We start from the raw sequence: 17,183 nt of genomic DNA on the forward strand, positions 1-17,183 counted from the left end.
CGAGGAACCTACGGAGCCCCACACCAAAGGAACTTACACTTGCTTAGAATTATAATACCCTAAATAGCCTTTTATTGCAAGCTTTGAAAATAAAAGCCTGTTAATATGAAGTTGCAGCAGTCGCAAGTACTTTATCCATACCCGGTACATAAGGTTCTCCTCTAAAGTTAACCGCATTGTTAAACTTATTGCAGCAAGCAGCAAAAGACTTATCACACCCGGCTATTGCTTTAAACTTATCTTCTTCTTTAATGTTCTTGGCCATAGGCAGTGCAAGGGTAAATTGCTTATCAACAAACTCTTTAATTTCCATTCTTCTGCCCTTGTTTTCTCCGCTAAGCCATTCTATTTCACCGGCGGTAAAATAACCTGCTGCTTGTATTGCATTATTTGCAGTAAAAGTTTGCCTGTTAGTACTATTTGATACTATATCGGTTAAGCTAAAGTCATTTTCATTTAGCTTACAGCGTAAGTCTCCGAATATTGCTCTACAGCTTGGAGAATAAAGCTCTCCTATATTCTGCTGTAATTTTTGAGTGATACCTCGTATTTCTGCAATAAACCGATTGCCTTTTATGCTTATTTCCCCAACCCAACCACGCAGTTCAATTATTTTTCCGCTCTCTAAATCATTATAGTTAACCTGGAATACCTCAACTTCTGCAAAATCGTATATTCCGTTAATTATATCTTCTTCGGTAATTGCCGAGCTATCAAGAATTCCGCAAATATCAAGGTTATCTACCGCAAAACTATCTTTATTTTCAATCGAGGAAGGGCTAAACCCGCCGGCAGCTATATATGACACAGTATCAATATTTAAATCTGAAGTATGGTCGGTAAACCCCATTACTCTACCCCCAATAAGAGAAAGCTTCCAGCAGGTAACAATAGTGGTTACCTCACATGATAAATGGTCTTTAAGTATAGGTAAAATAGGTCTCATACTCTTACCTCTACGATCGGAATACTATCCCATACATATTGTCCGTATCTCTCAAGCCTAACATTTAATCTATCGGTATCAAATCTTACCGGTACGTCAAACTCGAAGTCGGCAATTATCTTAGTCTTTTTACTCGGAGCTTTAGTGAAGGTTATAATTCCCGTAGTATAATCAATAGTAAAACCTGAAGTTACCGGCTTATCATTAAGGTAAATTTTAACGCTTCCAATTATAGGCTTTTTTATTATTCTTTTATATTCATATTCTCCGCTTAAATATCGCTTTACTAATTGGAACTCTGCCTGCCTACCGTCTCCAACACCTAAACTTTCATGTAAACTTTGATAATCAGACCAATCTTTAAACCTAAATCCGTAAGCTCTACCCATACGAGCACGAAAAAAAGCTATAACTGCATCAATATCTTTCTTGTTCTTTATACCGGTAGATATATCCCACCTGCCTCTTGCGCTCTTCCAATTAATATTGCGCTGCTCAAACCCTGCAACCGTAGTTGTAATATTTGTATAAAACTCAGCTCCTCCGCTTGCACCGTATGCTATGTTTTGAGGGAACTGCACTTCATGAAAAGCAGTCATTTTTATGCATTCCTAAATTTATATCTTTGCATTTCACTTGCAAGCTGCGCCATGATCTGCCCTCTTGATTCCATAAAGCCTTTGATATTAGGAGTAGTTATGTTCATTGTTATATTTACCCTGTTTGCTTTATTTGCCCCTTTAGGTAATACGGTTTCTCCCTTTTGCAGAATTGCCGGGAACTCATCAGGCATTAATCCGCTGTGTAAGCGTGGAGCATTATTAAACATTTTTATGGGAACAAACCTATTAGGCACTGCACTTTCCCCGACTACACCCCCGGTATGAAACTGTGATGCACCTCCGAACATTGAGCCGAAGTTAAAATTGCCGAGAGCTTGTGCAAGCGGCTTGGTTATGTTTTGCTGTATCTGTATTCTAATTAAATCGGTAATAATAGAATCAGCTAATGATTTGAAATCCAACTTACCTGTCTTTACAAACCTCACTAAAGCATCTTCCATACCAGTAAATGCATTTTTTACCAGCCGCTCGGTGCTATTAGCCAAGTTTTCTGCTTCTTCTATTATATTGTTTAAGCCACGTTTTATACCGTCTTCCCAAGACTTAGAATTTTGCAAGTCCTGCTCACGGGCTTCAGCTATCATATGGTTATATATTTGCTCTACCTTAGCGCTGAATTCATCATATCCGGCGGTTACATCTTTAAGCCCGGCTAATGTCTCACTCTTCCATTTATTAGCTTTATCAACTGCACTTTGAGGAAATGCCGCATTATATGCTTTATCTATACTATTAAGTATATCAGCTTGTCGGTTTGTAGTCGGACTATTCTGCTTAGTACTTTCGGGCGCTTTGGAAAACGCTTGATCCATCGGTTTACTTTTATTCTCAGCTTTCCCCGACTTTATTGCTTCAATCTGTTCGCGTGCACGAGCTGCAGCAAGTTCAGCAGCTTTTAAAGCTAATACCTGTTGCTGTATTTCTTTTGCATGCTTAGTAAATTCAGGATAACGGGTGGAAAGCTCCCATAATGCTTCGCTATATTCATCAGCCGATAATTTACCGTTCTTAAATTCACTTCGTACTTGCTTTAGCTCTACTTTTAAATCCTTACTAAAGCTTGTCCAGTAATTCCAAACACTGGTGATGTCTCTATTCTTTAGCTGTTTAGTTACACTCTTGATATTATCTTTTGCAATACTCAGCTTTTCTTCTAAACGTACTAAAGCTTCATTTTTTGTAGCTCGGGTTAAATCCTCAACTTCATTGGTTGTAATTTTAAGTTTATCTTTCAGCTCTTCAAGCTCCATCCCGTGATCTTTGGCAGCTTTAGCCGCAGCATCATGGCTTTTAGTTAATTTATAAAGCGCATACCCGGCAAGTACTGCTACTCCTGCTGCTCCTCCCACTAAGAACAGCATACTACGTAACCCTGTAAGGGCAAGTGTTGCAAGCTTTGCCGCTCCTTCTACTATAACCATTTTTGCTGCTGCAAGAACAGAAACTTGTGCCATTAGCCTGAGTCCTGCAATTGCGCCTAAATTACCTAAAATGGCTATATTCATAATAGTAATAGCACTGGCCACAGTTCTTGCAATAAGCAAAGCAGTTAGTGCTTCCGCAGCTATACCGATATGTTGAGTAAATAATTTAACCGCACTTGCTGCATTTCTTATAACACCTGCAAGCATTTTACCTATAACCTGAGCAGTTTCTTTGCCTCCTTCGGTTACTTCCTTTAAACTTGTTGCTACTTCACGTATGGCATTATTAAATCCTGCTGAACCGATCTCACGGACAAAGCTTCCCAGGTTATCTTGAATATTACTGAATACCCCGTTTATGGTATTCATTTGCTCCGCCATTGCACCGGCAAACTGCACTTCACCGATACTTCTTAAGTAGCGCTCAATCTCGGCGGCATTTTTACCGACCGAAGTGCTTATCCCTTGGAAAGTAAAAGTAATTATTTCACCTTGCGTCCTAGCCTTAATCCCGAATTCTTTGAGTCTCTCAAACTCCCCGGTTACCGCATCGGCAATTGCCTCTACAAACATCATTAAGTTCTTGCCCATTGCTGAAGCTGTATTACCGTATGATCTTAATGCTTCTCTTGAAGGATCCAGACCTAATGCTTTTAGCTTTATAAAGGCAGTTGTAATTTGCTCTACGTTAAACGGAGTAGAATTTGCAAACTCTTCAATTAACTTAAATGCATTAGCGGCATTTTCTACTGAACCGGTAACTGTTTTTAAACTTGCCTGTAAACGTTCATATTCTCTATTGGTAGATAAGATAAACCCCAATGATTTGGATAAACTACGGATTCCTGCATAAGCTCCGACTAGCCTCGCCGCTTGAGAAAACACTCCGTTTAATGCTCGAGCCGATGCATCAACCGCCTTTATCCCGATACTCGCAGGAGTAGTAGAATCAGTTATCTTATTAAACGCTTGCTTTCCTCTTTTTCCAAGCTTATCAAAATCCCGAGCTAACTTTTCTCCCCCTACTGCACTTAAGCGTATAGATAATTTCTTCTCATGTGCCATGGTTTTAAGTCCTGTCTTTTAATGCTATAGCAACCCCGATTGCCGCTTCAGGTAATAATTCAGCCATAACGGTAGTATCATAACCTAAGCACTCGGCAAGTTTAAGCCCTTCGATAATTGGGAAATGTTCTCGTATTTGAGCGGATAATTTACATATTATGTCCCACGCTTGCCATCCTTCAAGCGTTTTGAGTTCGTTTTCCCGATACGGGCATCTTTTACCTTCTTTATTCTTTTCTCCCCTCGCACACGGGAGGTTTTGCTCCCGGCACTTGATGCAGTAACTTGCCCCGTCTCCGAAGTGCCAACCGACACGGGTGCGGATAAGTTTTTTTCCGCTTCCAGCAACTCCCGCATACTATTATATTGCTGCCTAAAATTCTCGGCAATCACCCAGTAATTACTGAATAACTCTTCAATCTTTTCGGCAGTAGCAGATGCCGGCTCATCATTATCACTGTTTAACACTCCTTCCCAGGAAATAATCCCTGCTCTTGCGAGTCCTATGGTTAGGTATTGTTCGGCTAATGCTTCCCTCACTTCCTGATCCTCTAAATTTAAGGTATCGGCAGTTAATGCTCCGACTTCTTTTTTTGCTTTATAATCTTCTCCGAATTTTTGCAGCTTCTGATTCATATATGCACGCGCCTGATAAAATACTGCTGCGGTACATGGTCTGACCGAAAGCTTTACTCCCATACCGAGATCAACCGAATAGGGATCCTTTGCTATTGTTAGTCTTAACATCATAATCCTCAACATCATTAATTAATATTACATCCAGCATATTACCCAACCCTTCATGTTTAGCTCCTTGAAAATCATAAGAGACTTCTACTCCTCCCGGTCCTGTAATACTTCGTTTAGGTTTAGGCAGATATACCTGATGCGCGGTAAACTTAAGTTTATTCTTTTCATCAATGGTATAAGAAAGCTCTATATCAATTGCTTCTCCCATTCGTGCAATATCCATTAAACTGCTATCGCCGTATCTGACTGAAATCGAACCGGTAAGACTAGCAATACCAAGATCAATACCGTCAAGTTTACCGTCATCACGGATGGTTTCTATTTTCTCTAAGTTATTGCTGTAGGTTAAGCTTGCTCCCGTCACATCAGCCAGTGCTTTCCCTCTTTGTTTTATAGCTCCCTGGAATTGGGAAAAACGAGTATAAATTACTTTATTCGGATTGGTATCAGAGCTTGACTCATTAGAAGATTCGCTTTGTCCTATAAGATTTATAGTTGCTTTAGCTTCTCCCGAACGCCCGAAATCAAGTGCAATTGAATTAGCTCTTACTCCGCTGAATAATATATACTCCGGAACATTAGGTAAACCTATCTCCAAACTTAAGCTTGGTATAAATGAAGCTCCCGATTTAAAAGTATGCATATAACTTTCTGTTTTTACCACCGAATAATCCCCGAATATTGCTTTAAGCCAATACCCGATATTACGCAGATCAATAGGAACTACTATATCTCCGTCAATATTAATAATATCCCTAAACGGTGAGGTAGGATCTCTCCCTAAACCTAAAACATTGGATTCAATTAGTCCCTGCTCGGAATCAATGCTTGATGATACAAAGGGAACCTGATGAAAGCTTCCGGGTGCTTTCCCATAAATTGTTTCAAAGCCGAGCAGAAGCTCTGCATTCCAGCCATAGGCACGTGACATAGTTTTGTTCTCTCTATAATTTAAATTAAAGTGTTTAGAGTGTATTCAAGATATAATGCTATCCTGGCGAGCTTTATTGCAGCAGCTCCTTCTATTGCTTCGGTGGTAAATTCTGTATTCCCGATAGATAAGAAATCAATCGCACCGTTTAGAGTTGGATTACCTGATAAAGCTATCCCTATACTCTTTATTAATTGGTCAAGTATATAATCCCGCTTATCAGGCCTTGGGTCTTGAACTATTACTTCTATTTCAATCCTTTGCTGATAGATATATTGCAAGGGAGAAAGAATAACCTCAGGTTCGCTTAACTCTCCGTCTCTTATGATTACTAGCCCGACTTCAGGAATTATAGCAGGCAGCACTTCATTACGCAGCACTACTACTCCTTTCAACTCTTCCCGCAAAAATGAACATAAGTTACATAATGCTCTTTCTCGGGTGGTTGGCATAGGATTTTATATTGTTAAAAAGCTGTTGGTTAAAAATAAATATAAGCTAAACTTGTGTGAAAGTTTAGCTTAAGGATTTTTATTATAAAATTTAATGAAAAGAGTTTAGCCTCTGCCACAACCTGTTTTTTCTTTTCCTTTATCTGTTGCTCTATCTACCCATGAACCTGGGGTACAACTCTCCTGCTCTGGTTCACTACCGGAGCTTCCTGAGGAGAAGCTACTTCGAGTTAAAGTGCTTCCCATTGAGCTTATATACAAAGGTATGAACTCTGTACTACCCTCTTCTCTCATTGCTCTTGTATCATCCTCTATATCATCGGACAACTCATCTTCAGCAGAAAGATTGATATCATTTAGACGTTTTAAGATAGTATTGTTAGTAAAGGTTGGTGCTGCTTCAATTGTTTTGCTACTTAATAGATTAGCTATACTATTTCCTAGCTCAGATATGCTATGTATCTTACTTAAGTTAATCACCTCTTCAACTTTATAACCCATTAATATAGCTATAGCTACAAGAAGTGTTGTTGTAATTATCGATTCATATTTATTAACAGTAGGCTTAGGGATATTTAGTTTTTTCGGTTCAAGCTCAGGTTGGTTCTCTTCGTAATAAAGACCTAGTGTATGTACTTGGTTGCCAATTCTTTTTCTCTTCTTCTTTTCTTCAGAAGTTTCCGGTTGACCATTCTCATTTAATTCTAATAGGTATTCTTTTTTTAAATCATCTTCCTTATGTTGGCTCATAGTTTCTTTATAAACCTTAAAATAACGTCTAATCAAGATTTCAATAATAGGATTAAAAGGCCTTCCAGAATCTTTTTCTTGTTCAAAGGATTCTAAAATCTGGGAAAATTGCGTCCTGAGTGTTAACCTTTCACCATTGATAATAAATTCTTTGTCTATATCTAATTTCTTATCTTCTATAATCCCTTTTAAACCTTTACGTACGACTTCTCCTCCATCATTACTACCTTCTATGGATTGTATAGTAGACATAAGATATTCCGGTAACCGGGTTAAGCAATAGATATTGTTTTCGCTATCAGCTGGAAAAGAATATTTTTTGGCAAAATCTAAAAAATTATTTTCCAACATAAATTCGATATCAAACAAAGAAAAAGTTGGGCATGAGTATCCATCAGATTGCCTCTTATAATCCCTTTTTATTTCATTTTTAGGATCTAAAAAGCCATGTGAAAATATTTTGACATATCTTTTTCCCTCTTCGGTAGATAATTGCGACAAGCTTTTTATTAAGTTCACCATTAAAGGTTGTTGGTCACAATCCATTACTACAGAATCAGTATGATAAATACAAACTTCTTCATTATCATCATCATAAATAACTTTTTCAATACAAAAAGGGGTTGTATGCCCATTGATTCTACATAACACACCTAATTTCATAGGCAAACTATCTGTACTATATACTAATTTAACTAGCTCTTCTAAAGTTTTATCACTATCAGAAGTCAAATCTATGAGTATTATATTTCTTTTCAAAGCACTAGGAAGTATTTTATCCCTATCCTTTAAAATGTAGGGTAATTGCTCAAATGTTATATTATAATCGGGTGGTATATAAACATTTTGTTCTTTCTCTCTAAAGGTCATATTAACATGCGATGCGATGCTACCTCTTCCTCTTTGTATATTAGTTGAGATTATAGTAGATGATTTTGATTTATCCATATTTTACCTTTAATTATTATCAGATATTTAGCAAATTATTACTAATTCACCTAAACAAGCTATGTAACAAACAAAAATAGAAGTAAAATACAATTATATTAAATTTATCAGTCCACCCAATTTTCAAGTATCAGCTGAGGCAATTTATTGTGCCACACTTTAGCTTTATGCTTAAAGTTAATTAATTTGGGCATTTTGACTGCCGGAACCAGCCAAAACATTACCACACTGCTTGCACCTTTACCGAAATTGTGAGCTGATTTAAAACTGTGGTTTCCGGTTCTTTTGCTGTAACTTGCTCTCATATTAGCGACCAGCAACGAAGCTCCATACTTACGATCAACAAACTGTAACTTAATCCCCATGTATTTTTCAAACTTTTGCGGAGTAATGCGCTTAGATAGTAAGCGTTTTGGTACATTAGGAGTAGGAACGGCAATCCATAAACCTTTATTTGAGCGGATATAATGAGCAAACTCAAAGCTCTGCATTATCTTTTCCGCTTTTGTGTAAACTACACCGGCTGCTTTTAAGCTATTCTTTTGCTTAGGATATACCTCACCCCTCCAGCTTTTAGCAAGCCTCATGCCTAAGCCTGAAGCTGTAACCTGACGCTGCATAGCTTGCTTTAAACCAAGCGTAGCACTCGATATACCTTTAGTTACGGCTTTTGCTGTTTTTTTCTTCTCATTCTTTAGAAAAGATGCCAAGTCACCTGATAATGCCGCTTTTAGTTTCATAATTCTTTACCACATTAAGCCTCCAAATAAGCCGGTGCCGATCTTGCTCAGGCTCTGCTTGGATAGTAAAAGTCTCATCATCTACTACTATCTTCTCCCCTACCTTAGGAGTAAAAACTTCCGACACTCTTACTTCAAGTAGATTCGGAGAACAATGAACCGTTAGCTCTCCGAATCGTAAGTCTTGATCGGGTTGTCGCTTAATAACCGTAATTAAATGGCTATTATCCTCCTTATCAAGATAAACCGCAGACTTACCGAACTTAATAAATAATATATTTAAAGCCTTGTTAAATGCTTTTATCATTTATTTTACTATGCTTAATCCTTGATTTATACTCTTTCTCCGGCTTAATTCCAGTGCTTACTAAAACAGCTAAATTTCTCTCAATTAAGCTAAGGGCTTCTTCTTCACTAAGGGTTACTTTTTCTTTAGGAGGTATATATCCGTCTTTTGTAAGTAAAGTAGTATTAGCAATGATCTCCATATCTTATCCTCTATTTAAGCAACCGTAGCACAAAAGGAAGCATTAGGGCGATAGGGCACTAGAAGAGGGGCTGATTGCATTAATAACCATCTTACCGCAGGATCTTCCTCAACCCATGATTTAGTAAAATAATGCTGTGCCCTATATCCTGCTTTTTCATCCTGGATTACCCCATAACACCTAGTCCCTTCGATCTGCTCACGACTCGCAATAATCACTGTATTCGGAGGCAGAAGAGTTTTAATTTCACCAGAATCATCCACATAAACATCATTATAAACATAAAAGTCAAAGTCCCCGATTGCACCCCCGTATCTAGCTTTCTCAGCTCCTTGTCCTCTTACTATAGGTGTAATGCTTAAACTTGAATTAGTTCCCCTCCTTATATCAAGCATCTCTTTTACAATCGGTTTATTCTTAAACAACCGCCAAGCTTTAGGATCCATGATAATCGTACGGGCAACCGCGCCCGACTTTTCCTGAATTAACGCCGCCCAATCTTCTATATCTTCTAAAACATTAACATTATCATTACTCCAACGGGTTGTACCGGTTAGAATTATAGTTAAAGCCTCATCCCTTTGGAAATCAACTTCTACGGTCGGATAATCTTCACCCGTTACTGTAATCTTACCCTTGCATAAAGCCTCTGCTGCCATTACTTCTTCTCTACGGGTAAGATTCTCAAGCTGATTGTGTAATGCTCTGCTTATTGCAGCTTCCAACCTTCTCCCTGCAGGCAAACTTCCGCCTATAGTTTCTCCGATTGAGCGCTTAAGCGGAGCATTGGCATCAAACCTGCGCTTATCTTTTACATAAGCAGGCTTGAAGCTTTTAGTCATAAAGCCTTCATTAGCTACGACTTTACCGGCAATAAGCGGTGATACAAAAGGTGCAAGGCGAGGTTTTGACTTATCTATATCAAAATGTATTTCCTCCGATTCCTCGGTTTGAATAGAACCAAAGAAGCTATTCAATAAGAATGAAGCCGGGCGTTCCAGGTGTTCGACCGTACGGTTTAATACAAAAGTAGAAAAAATATCCATTTAAGCCTCCTGATTCTTACGTAAGAAAATAGCACATGAGCTTTGAAAAGCTTCTCTTATACTATCTTCATCAAAACTTTTGCCGTAGATTAATGCATTAAAATTAAATTCTCCCGCATGATACACGGCAGCCTTCACCTCAGTTAGTTTAGCATCAATATCCTCAGCCAAGATAGCTACCGGCTTTTCAGAACCGTCGGTATCCGTCTTTTCACATATTTTATAACTGCCGCTTTCGGTAATTTTTCCTAAAACCGTGCCGCGCTTATATTTTCCTCCTACGATAGTTTCCATTCTCTGCACGGAAGGAAATTCTCCTGCAAATAAGTTATCGGGAGTATATTCTCCACTACTTCTAAATCCTCTTGCCGTCATTTGTTCTCCTGTTTTTATTAATATGAGGCTATACGCTTAGCCAGTGCATTTATGTCGTCTGCGTCTGCATCCGCATCAGTGCTTGGAATTATTTTAGGGTTTTTTATATTTTGCATCGCTGATATAAAGCTTGTATTATCCGTTGTTACGACTTTAGTAAGGGCGGCTATGGCAATATCTGCCTCGATATCGGTTGCAAATGCAAAATGCCGTGCAAGTTCCATATGATTTTCAGCTGCCTTTGAGTTAAGTATAGCTTCAATACGCTTTCTCTCTTCTAACCTCATTTCTTCTATAGATTTAAAGTCTGAATTTTGTTCTCGGCTTTCCTTATGCATAATTTTTTTGTCCTCGTTAGTTAAACTTAAAGTGTGATTATCTTGATTTAGTTCAGTCAGTATTTTTTCATAAGAGCCGACATAATCGGCTAGTCCTTTCTCTACTGCCGTTTCTCCTATAAACACATCACCCGCACCATAATTAGATATAACTTCCTGAGCGGAAATTCCTCTGTACTTGGCAATACTTTCTATAAATACCTGTGCCATTGTATCAATCCGAGCTTGTAGCCTTATCTTTCCTTCATCGCTAGCCAAATCAGGTTGTTTATACGGGCTTTGTGAAGAAACAATCTCAACTTCTTTTTCATTGCTATTATTTTGATAAACACCTACTACGCCGATAGAGCCTAAGGCCGAGGTCTTGGAAACTATAATCTTATCACATGCAGCTGCAATCCAATAAGCTCCTGAAGCCGCATCCCCCGAAGCATAAGCGATTATCGGCTTTTTACCTCTCTTCTCAAAAATCATGTCGGCAAGTTCCGCGCAACCGTTTACTTCTCCGCCCGGTGAATCAATATCAAGTATTATTGCTTTTATCTGATCATCTTCTATTGCTTTCCTAAAATCTTGCCCAATAATCTCATAAGATGAGGCTCCGCTTATATTAGTAAATAAATTAGCATAACGGAATAATGCCCCAACCACCGGCAATATAGCTACTCCGTCTCTTATGTTCATGGTATAAGTATTTTGCAATTCTTTACCTAAGCGTGCAGCAACTACATGCGGCGCCTCATTATTACGAGCGGCAATATCTAATATATTATGTAGAGAGCTTGCAGTTATTGCCCATGCCTCTTCTCTTATCTTATTCCATATACGCATGCTTATTCTCTCTATTCTTTTTTTTGTTCTTTCTTGTTAAATAATTTATCTTCCGAACTACTTAATCCTAATTCATCAATCTTTGCTTTTTCCCTCGCTTTCTGCTCTAGCACTTCTTCCCAATCCAAACCTTGTGCAGCACATTCTTCTTCTAGAGTTGAAAGATTATTTTCCATCCTGATCCGTGAAGCTTCGGCTTCTTTTACAGGGTCAATCCAACCTCTGCCTGCTCCGATCCACTTAGCTCTCGTCCAAGCTGCTTTGTTCTGATAAAAGTTAGGAGCTTCAACCAACTTTTTAGCAATAACTTCCTCAAGCCATAATTCATATACAGGCTTTGCCCAATAGGTGGTTAACCATTGTCTTCTTCCGATAAAAAACCGCCATGCTTCCATTAAGGCCGCTCTGGCACTGGAATAATTAGTCTTGGAAAAATCCTTCATTAATAACTCAAACGGAAGATTTAATCCGGTACCGATATGCCTTAAAATATTTTCAACAAAGTTCCCGTATGCGCTATTAGGTCGGCTTGGTGTAAACGGTGCAACCTTATCTCCCGGGAATACCGGAATTATTGCCCCTCCCTGCAGCTTAATCTTCCATTCATTACGCGCAGATATATAATTATCAACCGAGCCGCCGAACATCTCGGAGATTGACTCTCCGTCAAGCGGGGTTTCAATGAATGCCGCAATCATGGCATTGACTATTGCCGCCTGCAGCTCACTATTTTCATAATGATCAAGCATCTTAAAGAGCGGCATAATACTTGCCATTAACGGCTTACCCCGATTTTGTCCAGTACGCTCCTTATCATGTATATGTAATACCCTAAGCCTACCGAACTTGGTTCTAGCCGGCACTCTCTCCCAACTATTATCTTCAGCTAGACTAAAAATATCGCCCGGGTGCGTTTTTCTTATCCAATAAGCCAGTGGTGCTCCGTAATCATCAATTTCTATTCCACCTCTTAAATATTTAGAGTCAGGTTTATCTTCAGGACTACTTAAACGATCGGGTTCAATTAATTGTAAGGTTGTATTAAACGTTCTATCATCAAGCCATAGAGGAAAAGCAAGAGCCTCTCCGTTTACTATTAGTGAGCGAAATACTTGAGTGGTGAGTCCTGCAAATGTCAGCATCCTTGCCGCATCACACTCCGTGCTTTCCGCCCAGCTTCGCCAGTGAGACTCTACGCTCCTTGCCCATTCGTCAGCCCATATTTTATCTTTATTTAATGCTTTGTAATCGGGCACGGCTGCAAGCCTTAACCCTGTACCTACTACATTATCGACTAGAGTCTGAACTGCTCCGGATGCAATCCCGTGGTTACGCACCAAATCGCGTGAGCGTGCAACTAATGTGCTAAGCTCGGGTATAAGGTCTTGATCCGGAGATCCCGTTTGGGGCTGCCAGCTCGCTAATTCTCGTATATTCCGCGATGCAGCTTTATGCGCAGTCTCTTGCCCCATTATTCTTAAAACTCTATAAATATTGCTTTTCTTTTAATACCGCTTGTTTTGCGGCTAACCTCTGCTCTTAAACGGTATATATATTTCTCCAGCTTATCGGCACTGCTTTGGTTATAGGTAACCGAACCATACTCGCTTATATTTACCGCAACCTCTTTCGTTCCCGTTAACAGCATATGATAAGCCGTTTCCGCTTCATCTAATCTTTCCCTTAGGACTTTAATTTCAGTCATTATATGCTACCTTAAAGATAAGGATCATTTGCGATCACCATTGCTCTTTGCTCAAATCTTTTTTTTGTTGGCTTTTCTATTTCAGGAAGTATCTCAGCCCTAATTGCTAATGCTGCTTCCATCTCCTGCCAATGATGTTCGTAAAAACGATCAAGCCCATAAATACTTGCGGCAGCTCTTGCATAAACCCTTGTATCTAATGCCTCATTATTTCGGCTGGGATCCTTCTCCCAAATTGCTTTGGGGAATCCTCTATGTACCCTGATCACTCTTCTTTCAGCAGTGAGCTGCTTAAAATATTCTTCACTGTACTGAGGGAAGTGGCATTTACCTACTTGATTAGCTTCATTATTTTGTTCCACTCCTTTTAATTTAAGCCAGCGGTATAATTCCATTTTAGCAATAGTGCTGCTTATATTCCAAACCCTTAAACCTCGCTTACGTCCTTTGGTATCAGCCTTAGAAACACCAAGGATAAGTGCGGTATCTCTATCCCTGCCTTTAACCGCAATAACTGTTCTAGGTTGACTTGCCCTTGCTCCGTTTCCTCCCCATATGCCTTGCGGGTATTGTTTAACCCAATTATAAACATCCTGAGTTGCATAGCCGCTGTCTACCGCCATTACTCTAATAGGTAAGGTATTACCACTCTCATGTAACCAATCTTTTTGTAGAATATTATCTAATTTATGCCAAACACTTACCTCAGCCGTATTACCGCTTAATACTATATAATCCACCGACCAGCTTTCCTTATTTCTTCCCCAGGCAACTACCTCACATTCAATTCTATCTTTTTGGATATCTACTCCTGCGGTTAAAAATAACCCGCTTCTTGGTACTATACCTATAGAATAACTCTCTCTACTCTCATATAATACTTTCCAATCAGGCGCTTCATACTCTTCTTCAAACGGCTCACCAAGCACGGTATTAACAAAGCCTTTCATCAGTTCAGGATATTGTTTTGCCTGCTCATATATTTTAGCTGCATCTTTCCACTCAAACCATCCGACCGGACTATAAAGCGAAGATAAGTGATACCCGACTGTAGTGCCGTCCGAGATGGAAGTTGCCTGCCAATAACCAGAACCTAGCATCTCAGTCTTGTAATGTTCTTCAATCAGCTCTTCACAATGTTCACATTGGTATTTAACTTCGGCAGTATTTCCTTCAGGCCATTTAAGTTGTAAAAACTTAAGTACCTGATAATGATTACAATATGGGCAAGGTACATAATAATAACGTTGATCCGAATGTTCGAATTCCCTGGCTACCCTTGATAAACCTTTTAATGTCGGAGTACTTACCAGAAATATTTTTCGTCTGCTTTGGAAAGTGGCACTACGGCGCTCAGCAAGTAATATAGGGTCTCCTTCACCTTCTACATCTCCGGGATATGCATCGACCTCATCCATAAACAGGTAACGTGCCGGCATTGAGCGTAAACCTGAAGCACTGTTAGCTCCGGTCATTACCAGTACACCGCCTTGGAAATCTTTAGATAACACCGTATTACCCGAATCCCTCGACCTTGCAGGTTTTACTCTCATCTTTAACTCAGGGCTATCCTCAAGCAGCGGTTCAATCCTTTGTTTGGAATTACGTTTGGCCATCTCTACGGTCGGTGATATTGCCATCATAGCTCCAGGCGCAGTATGAATGATATAACCGATCCAGTTATTACCTGCTTCAGTCCCGCCGATCTGGGCTCCTTTCATAAATACTACTTTTTGTGTCGGACTATGTGAGGAAAGCTGATCCATTATCTCACGCAAATAAGGAGTACGGTCAGTACGCCATAACCCGGGTTCAGCTGCTGATTTCGCAGAAAGCATTCTATATTTATCCGCCCACTGCGAAACGGTTAAAAACTGATCAGGCTTTAAGCCCCTATACCAAGCTTCTTCAATATACTCATAGCCTTCATATTCATCCTCCGAAACTCGGCGGCTTGAGTTCTTCAAGTTGTTTACCGACATAACGCTCCAGTATTACATGCAATTTATGAGCATCTACTTTCAGCTCCGATGCCATCTGAGAGGAAATACGCGAAGGCCAAGTCATCCATGCATCACGCTCCTGACGAGCTAATCTAAATACATGTGCAATTACTTCCCTTCTATCAATTAACTCACCTTTAAGTTGTTTTAATTTTACTTTAACCGTTTGTGCCTTAAGTACTTCGTTAGCAGTGCGAGCTTGCATGAATGTTGTTGTGCTGCTTGGCATGGCTTGTTCAGAAAAACTATCTTTAGCCGATATATGCCTTTTCTTTACCGTATTAGCCTGCCACTCTTTATCTGCAACCTCAGGATCTATAGTGCCGTCGGTAAGCTGTGTAATACGACCTGCCTTAATTGCTTTACGTACCGCAGTATCGCTTATCTCGCGCATCCTTGCATAAGCACGTATGGATATTCCCATATCTTTAATTTATAATTCTTAATTTCTTTATTTCTTCAAAAGCTTTTCCTACTTCATCCAGAATAGCTTCTTTGCCCGTCATTTCTTGCCAACGCCTGATAATTACGTCAACATATTTAGGATCCAACTCCATAAGCCTTGCTGTTCGGTTTATATGTTCTGCTGCAATTAAGGTTGTACCTGAACCGCCGAAAGGATCCAGTACTATATCTCCGATCCGGCTTGAATTCTTAATCGCACGGATGACTAACTCCAGAGGCTTCATCGTAGGGTGTAAGTCATTCTTTTGTGGTTTGTTATAAAACCACACATCTGCCTGGTTGCGATCTCCACACCAGTAATGGTCATTGCCTTCTTTCCAACCATACAATATGGGTTCAAACTGCCGCTGATAATTAGAACGGCCTAAAGTAAATGCATTCTTTGCCCAGATAATAAAAGTAGACCATCTTCCACCGCACTTCTTAAATACGGATTGTAAGGTATGAAGTTCTGCAGATGACATACAGATATAAAGTGCCCCCTTAGTTAGGTTTAACATATTACTGCAAGCCGCGCTTAAGAACCTCTCAAAACTGCCGCCGAGGTTATCGTTTAATATGCTGCCCGCTTTACTCCTATAATCTACGTTATACGGCGGATCGGTAAATACCATATCGGCTAATTCGCCTTTCATTAAATTATTCATATCTTCCTTACAAGTTGCATCTCCGCATAGTAAGCGGTGATTACCTAATATCCATAAATCTCCTTGCTTACTTATCGCTTGCTCTTCAGGCTCAGGGATGGTTTCTTCAGTAATTTCATCTTCTATATCTTTAAAATCATATAACAGACTATTCAGTTCGTTATCACTAAATCCAAGCAGGTTAATATCAAAATTATCCTCCGACAACTGCTCAAGCTCTATCTTTAAAAGCTCTTCATTCCAAGCGGCATTTTCAGCTATTTTGTTATCTGCAATTACCAGCGCTTTATGTTGTGTTTCGTTCAGATGCTTTAAGTGAATAACCGGAACTTCTTTTAAGCCTAGTTTACGTGCTGCAAGTAATCTTCCGTGCCCGGCAATAATGATGTTATCTCCACCCATAAGAATAGGGTTTGCAAACCCGAACTCTGCAATTGAGTTTGCAATTTGGACTATCTGCTTTTCACTATGAGTACGGGCATTCTGCGCATAAGGAATAAGCTGCTCTATAGCTATATTTTGAACATTTAAATTCATAAGCCAATTTATATAAAATATTAAAAAAAGATTGCGAACTGCAAACCTGAATTTTTATCCTAACGCTAGATATTTCGAGCGGCTTTGCCCCCCGCATAGCACCTAGGCTAGGGAAGGAA

The 17,183-nt window shown here is 39.4% G+C and carries 18 protein-coding genes; all 18 read right to left on the reverse strand.

The window, feature by feature from the left end; genetic code table 11:
- Window positions 1-100: 100 nt before the first annotated feature.
- Window positions 101-946, reverse strand: a complete 846-nt coding sequence (locus tag I862_RS04315; RefSeq protein WP_038539292.1) for a DUF2163 domain-containing protein — start codon at window positions 944-946, stop codon at window positions 101-103.
- Entirely contained in the window at window positions 943-1,545 is a 603-nt protein-coding gene (locus I862_RS04320; RefSeq protein WP_038539295.1) for a DUF2460 domain-containing protein, read from the reverse strand. Before I862_RS04320 ends, I862_RS04315 begins: the two co-directional genes overlap by 4 nt.
- Before the next feature lie 2 nt (window positions 1,546-1,547).
- On the reverse strand, window positions 1,548-4,058 hold the full coding sequence (locus tag I862_RS04325) for a phage tail tape measure C-terminal domain-containing protein (RefSeq protein WP_038539298.1): 2,511 nt from the start codon (window positions 4,056-4,058) through the stop codon (window positions 1,548-1,550).
- 156 nt (window positions 4,059-4,214) lie between these two features.
- On the reverse strand, window positions 4,215-4,805 hold the full coding sequence (locus I862_RS04330) for a hypothetical protein (RefSeq protein ID WP_075260588.1): 591 nt from the start codon (window positions 4,803-4,805) through the stop codon (window positions 4,215-4,217).
- Window positions 4,765-5,739 (reverse strand): phage tail tube protein, encoded by a 975-nt coding sequence (locus I862_RS04335; protein WP_038539301.1) that lies wholly within the window; start codon window positions 5,737-5,739, stop codon window positions 4,765-4,767. The genes I862_RS04330 and I862_RS04335 overlap by 41 nt, the downstream gene beginning before the upstream one ends.
- Before the next feature lie 20 nt (window positions 5,740-5,759).
- A complete protein-coding gene (locus tag I862_RS04340; RefSeq protein ID WP_038539305.1) occupies window positions 5,760-6,191 on the reverse strand; it encodes a hypothetical protein in 432 nt (143 codons plus the stop codon).
- 105 nt (window positions 6,192-6,296) lie between these two features.
- Window positions 6,297-7,811 carry a hypothetical protein gene (locus I862_RS04345; RefSeq protein WP_148299485.1) on the reverse strand — a complete coding sequence of 505 codons (1,515 nt, stop codon included), beginning with the start codon at window positions 7,809-7,811 and terminating at the stop codon, window positions 6,297-6,299.
- A 185-nt stretch (window positions 7,812-7,996) separates the two neighbouring features.
- Window positions 7,997-8,629 (reverse strand): DUF6441 family protein, encoded by a 633-nt coding sequence (locus I862_RS04350; RefSeq protein WP_038539309.1) that lies wholly within the window; start codon window positions 8,627-8,629, stop codon window positions 7,997-7,999.
- A complete protein-coding gene (locus tag I862_RS04355) occupies window positions 8,601-8,936 on the reverse strand; it encodes a head-tail joining protein (protein ID WP_038539312.1) in 336 nt (111 codons plus the stop codon). Before I862_RS04355 ends, I862_RS04350 begins: the two co-directional genes overlap by 29 nt.
- Window positions 8,920-9,117: a hypothetical protein gene (locus I862_RS04360; RefSeq protein ID WP_038539314.1), complete on the reverse strand. Its 198-nt coding sequence runs from the start codon at window positions 9,115-9,117 to the stop codon at window positions 8,920-8,922. The genes I862_RS04355 and I862_RS04360 overlap by 17 nt, the downstream gene beginning before the upstream one ends.
- 14 nt (window positions 9,118-9,131) lie before the next feature.
- Complete coding sequence (locus tag I862_RS04365) at window positions 9,132-10,163, reverse strand: major capsid protein (protein ID WP_038539317.1); 1,032 nt, start codon at window positions 10,161-10,163, stop codon at window positions 9,132-9,134.
- A complete protein-coding gene (locus I862_RS04370; protein ID WP_038539320.1) occupies window positions 10,164-10,538 on the reverse strand; it encodes a head decoration protein in 375 nt (124 codons plus the stop codon). It lies immediately after the preceding gene.
- A 17-nt stretch (window positions 10,539-10,555) separates the two neighbouring features.
- Window positions 10,556-11,707: a S49 family peptidase gene (locus I862_RS04375; RefSeq protein WP_052646420.1), complete on the reverse strand. Its 1,152-nt coding sequence runs from the start codon at window positions 11,705-11,707 to the stop codon at window positions 10,556-10,558.
- 11 nt (window positions 11,708-11,718) lie between these two features.
- Entirely contained in the window at window positions 11,719-13,179 is a 1,461-nt protein-coding gene (locus I862_RS04380) for a phage portal protein (protein WP_038539323.1), read from the reverse strand.
- 5 nt (window positions 13,180-13,184) lie between these two features.
- Window positions 13,185-13,412, reverse strand: coding sequence for a gpW family head-tail joining protein (gene gpW / locus I862_RS04385; protein ID WP_038539325.1), 228 nt, complete (start codon window positions 13,410-13,412; stop codon window positions 13,185-13,187).
- Window positions 13,413-13,423: 11 nt separating this feature from the next.
- Entirely contained in the window at window positions 13,424-15,394 is a 1,971-nt protein-coding gene (locus I862_RS04390; RefSeq protein ID WP_084173786.1) for a phage terminase large subunit family protein, read from the reverse strand.
- Window positions 15,345-15,839 (reverse strand): hypothetical protein, encoded by a 495-nt coding sequence (locus I862_RS04395; protein WP_038539328.1) that lies wholly within the window; start codon window positions 15,837-15,839, stop codon window positions 15,345-15,347. The genes I862_RS04390 and I862_RS04395 overlap by 50 nt, the downstream gene beginning before the upstream one ends.
- 4 nt (window positions 15,840-15,843) lie before the next feature.
- Entirely contained in the window at window positions 15,844-17,064 is a 1,221-nt protein-coding gene (locus I862_RS04400) for a site-specific DNA-methyltransferase (protein ID WP_095666401.1), read from the reverse strand.
- Between the last annotated feature and the right edge of the window lie 119 nt (window positions 17,065-17,183).

This window comes from endosymbiont of Acanthamoeba sp. UWC8, from assembly GCF_000730245.1.
Taxonomy (GTDB): domain Bacteria; phylum Pseudomonadota; class Alphaproteobacteria; order Rickettsiales; family Midichloriaceae; genus Jidaibacter.

Coding starts and splice junctions, on each gene's coding strand:
- I862_RS04315 (WP_038539292.1), bottom strand. CDS start 946: ATGAGACCTATTTTACCTATACTTAAAGACCATTTATCATGTGAGGTA.
- I862_RS04320 (WP_038539295.1), bottom strand. CDS start 1,545: ATGACTGCTTTTCATGAAGTGCAGTTCCCTCAAAACATAGCATACGGT.
- I862_RS04325 (WP_038539298.1), bottom strand. CDS start 4,058: ATGGCACATGAGAAGAAATTATCTATACGCTTAAGTGCAGTAGGGGGA.
- I862_RS04330 (WP_075260588.1), bottom strand. CDS start 4,805: ATGTTAAGACTAACAATAGCAAAGGATCCCTATTCGGTTGATCTCGGT.
- I862_RS04335 (WP_038539301.1), bottom strand. CDS start 5,739: ATGTCACGTGCCTATGGCTGGAATGCAGAGCTTCTGCTCGGCTTTGAA.
- I862_RS04340 (WP_038539305.1), bottom strand. CDS start 6,191: ATGCCAACCACCCGAGAAAGAGCATTATGTAACTTATGTTCATTTTTG.
- I862_RS04345 (WP_148299485.1), bottom strand. CDS start 7,811: ATGACCTTTAGAGAGAAAGAACAAAATGTTTATATACCACCCGATTAT.
- I862_RS04350 (WP_038539309.1), bottom strand. CDS start 8,629: ATGAAACTAAAAGCGGCATTATCAGGTGACTTGGCATCTTTTCTAAAG.
- I862_RS04355 (WP_038539312.1), bottom strand. CDS start 8,936: ATGATAAAAGCATTTAACAAGGCTTTAAATATATTATTTATTAAGTTC.
- I862_RS04360 (WP_038539314.1), bottom strand. CDS start 9,117: ATGGAGATCATTGCTAATACTACTTTACTTACAAAAGACGGATATATA.
- I862_RS04365 (WP_038539317.1), bottom strand. CDS start 10,163: ATGGATATTTTTTCTACTTTTGTATTAAACCGTACGGTCGAACACCTG.
- I862_RS04370 (WP_038539320.1), bottom strand. CDS start 10,538: ATGACGGCAAGAGGATTTAGAAGTAGTGGAGAATATACTCCCGATAAC.
- I862_RS04375 (WP_052646420.1), bottom strand. CDS start 11,707: ATGCGTATATGGAATAAGATAAGAGAAGAGGCATGGGCAATAACTGCA.
- I862_RS04380 (WP_038539323.1), bottom strand. CDS start 13,179: ATGGGGCAAGAGACTGCGCATAAAGCTGCATCGCGGAATATACGAGAA.
- gpW (WP_038539325.1), bottom strand. CDS start 13,412: ATGACTGAAATTAAAGTCCTAAGGGAAAGATTAGATGAAGCGGAAACG.
- I862_RS04390 (WP_084173786.1), bottom strand. CDS start 15,394: ATGTCGGTAAACAACTTGAAGAACTCAAGCCGCCGAGTTTCGGAGGAT.
- I862_RS04395 (WP_038539328.1), bottom strand. CDS start 15,839: ATGGGAATATCCATACGTGCTTATGCAAGGATGCGCGAGATAAGCGAT.
- I862_RS04400 (WP_095666401.1), bottom strand. CDS start 17,064: ATGAATTTAAATGTTCAAAATATAGCTATAGAGCAGCTTATTCCTTAT.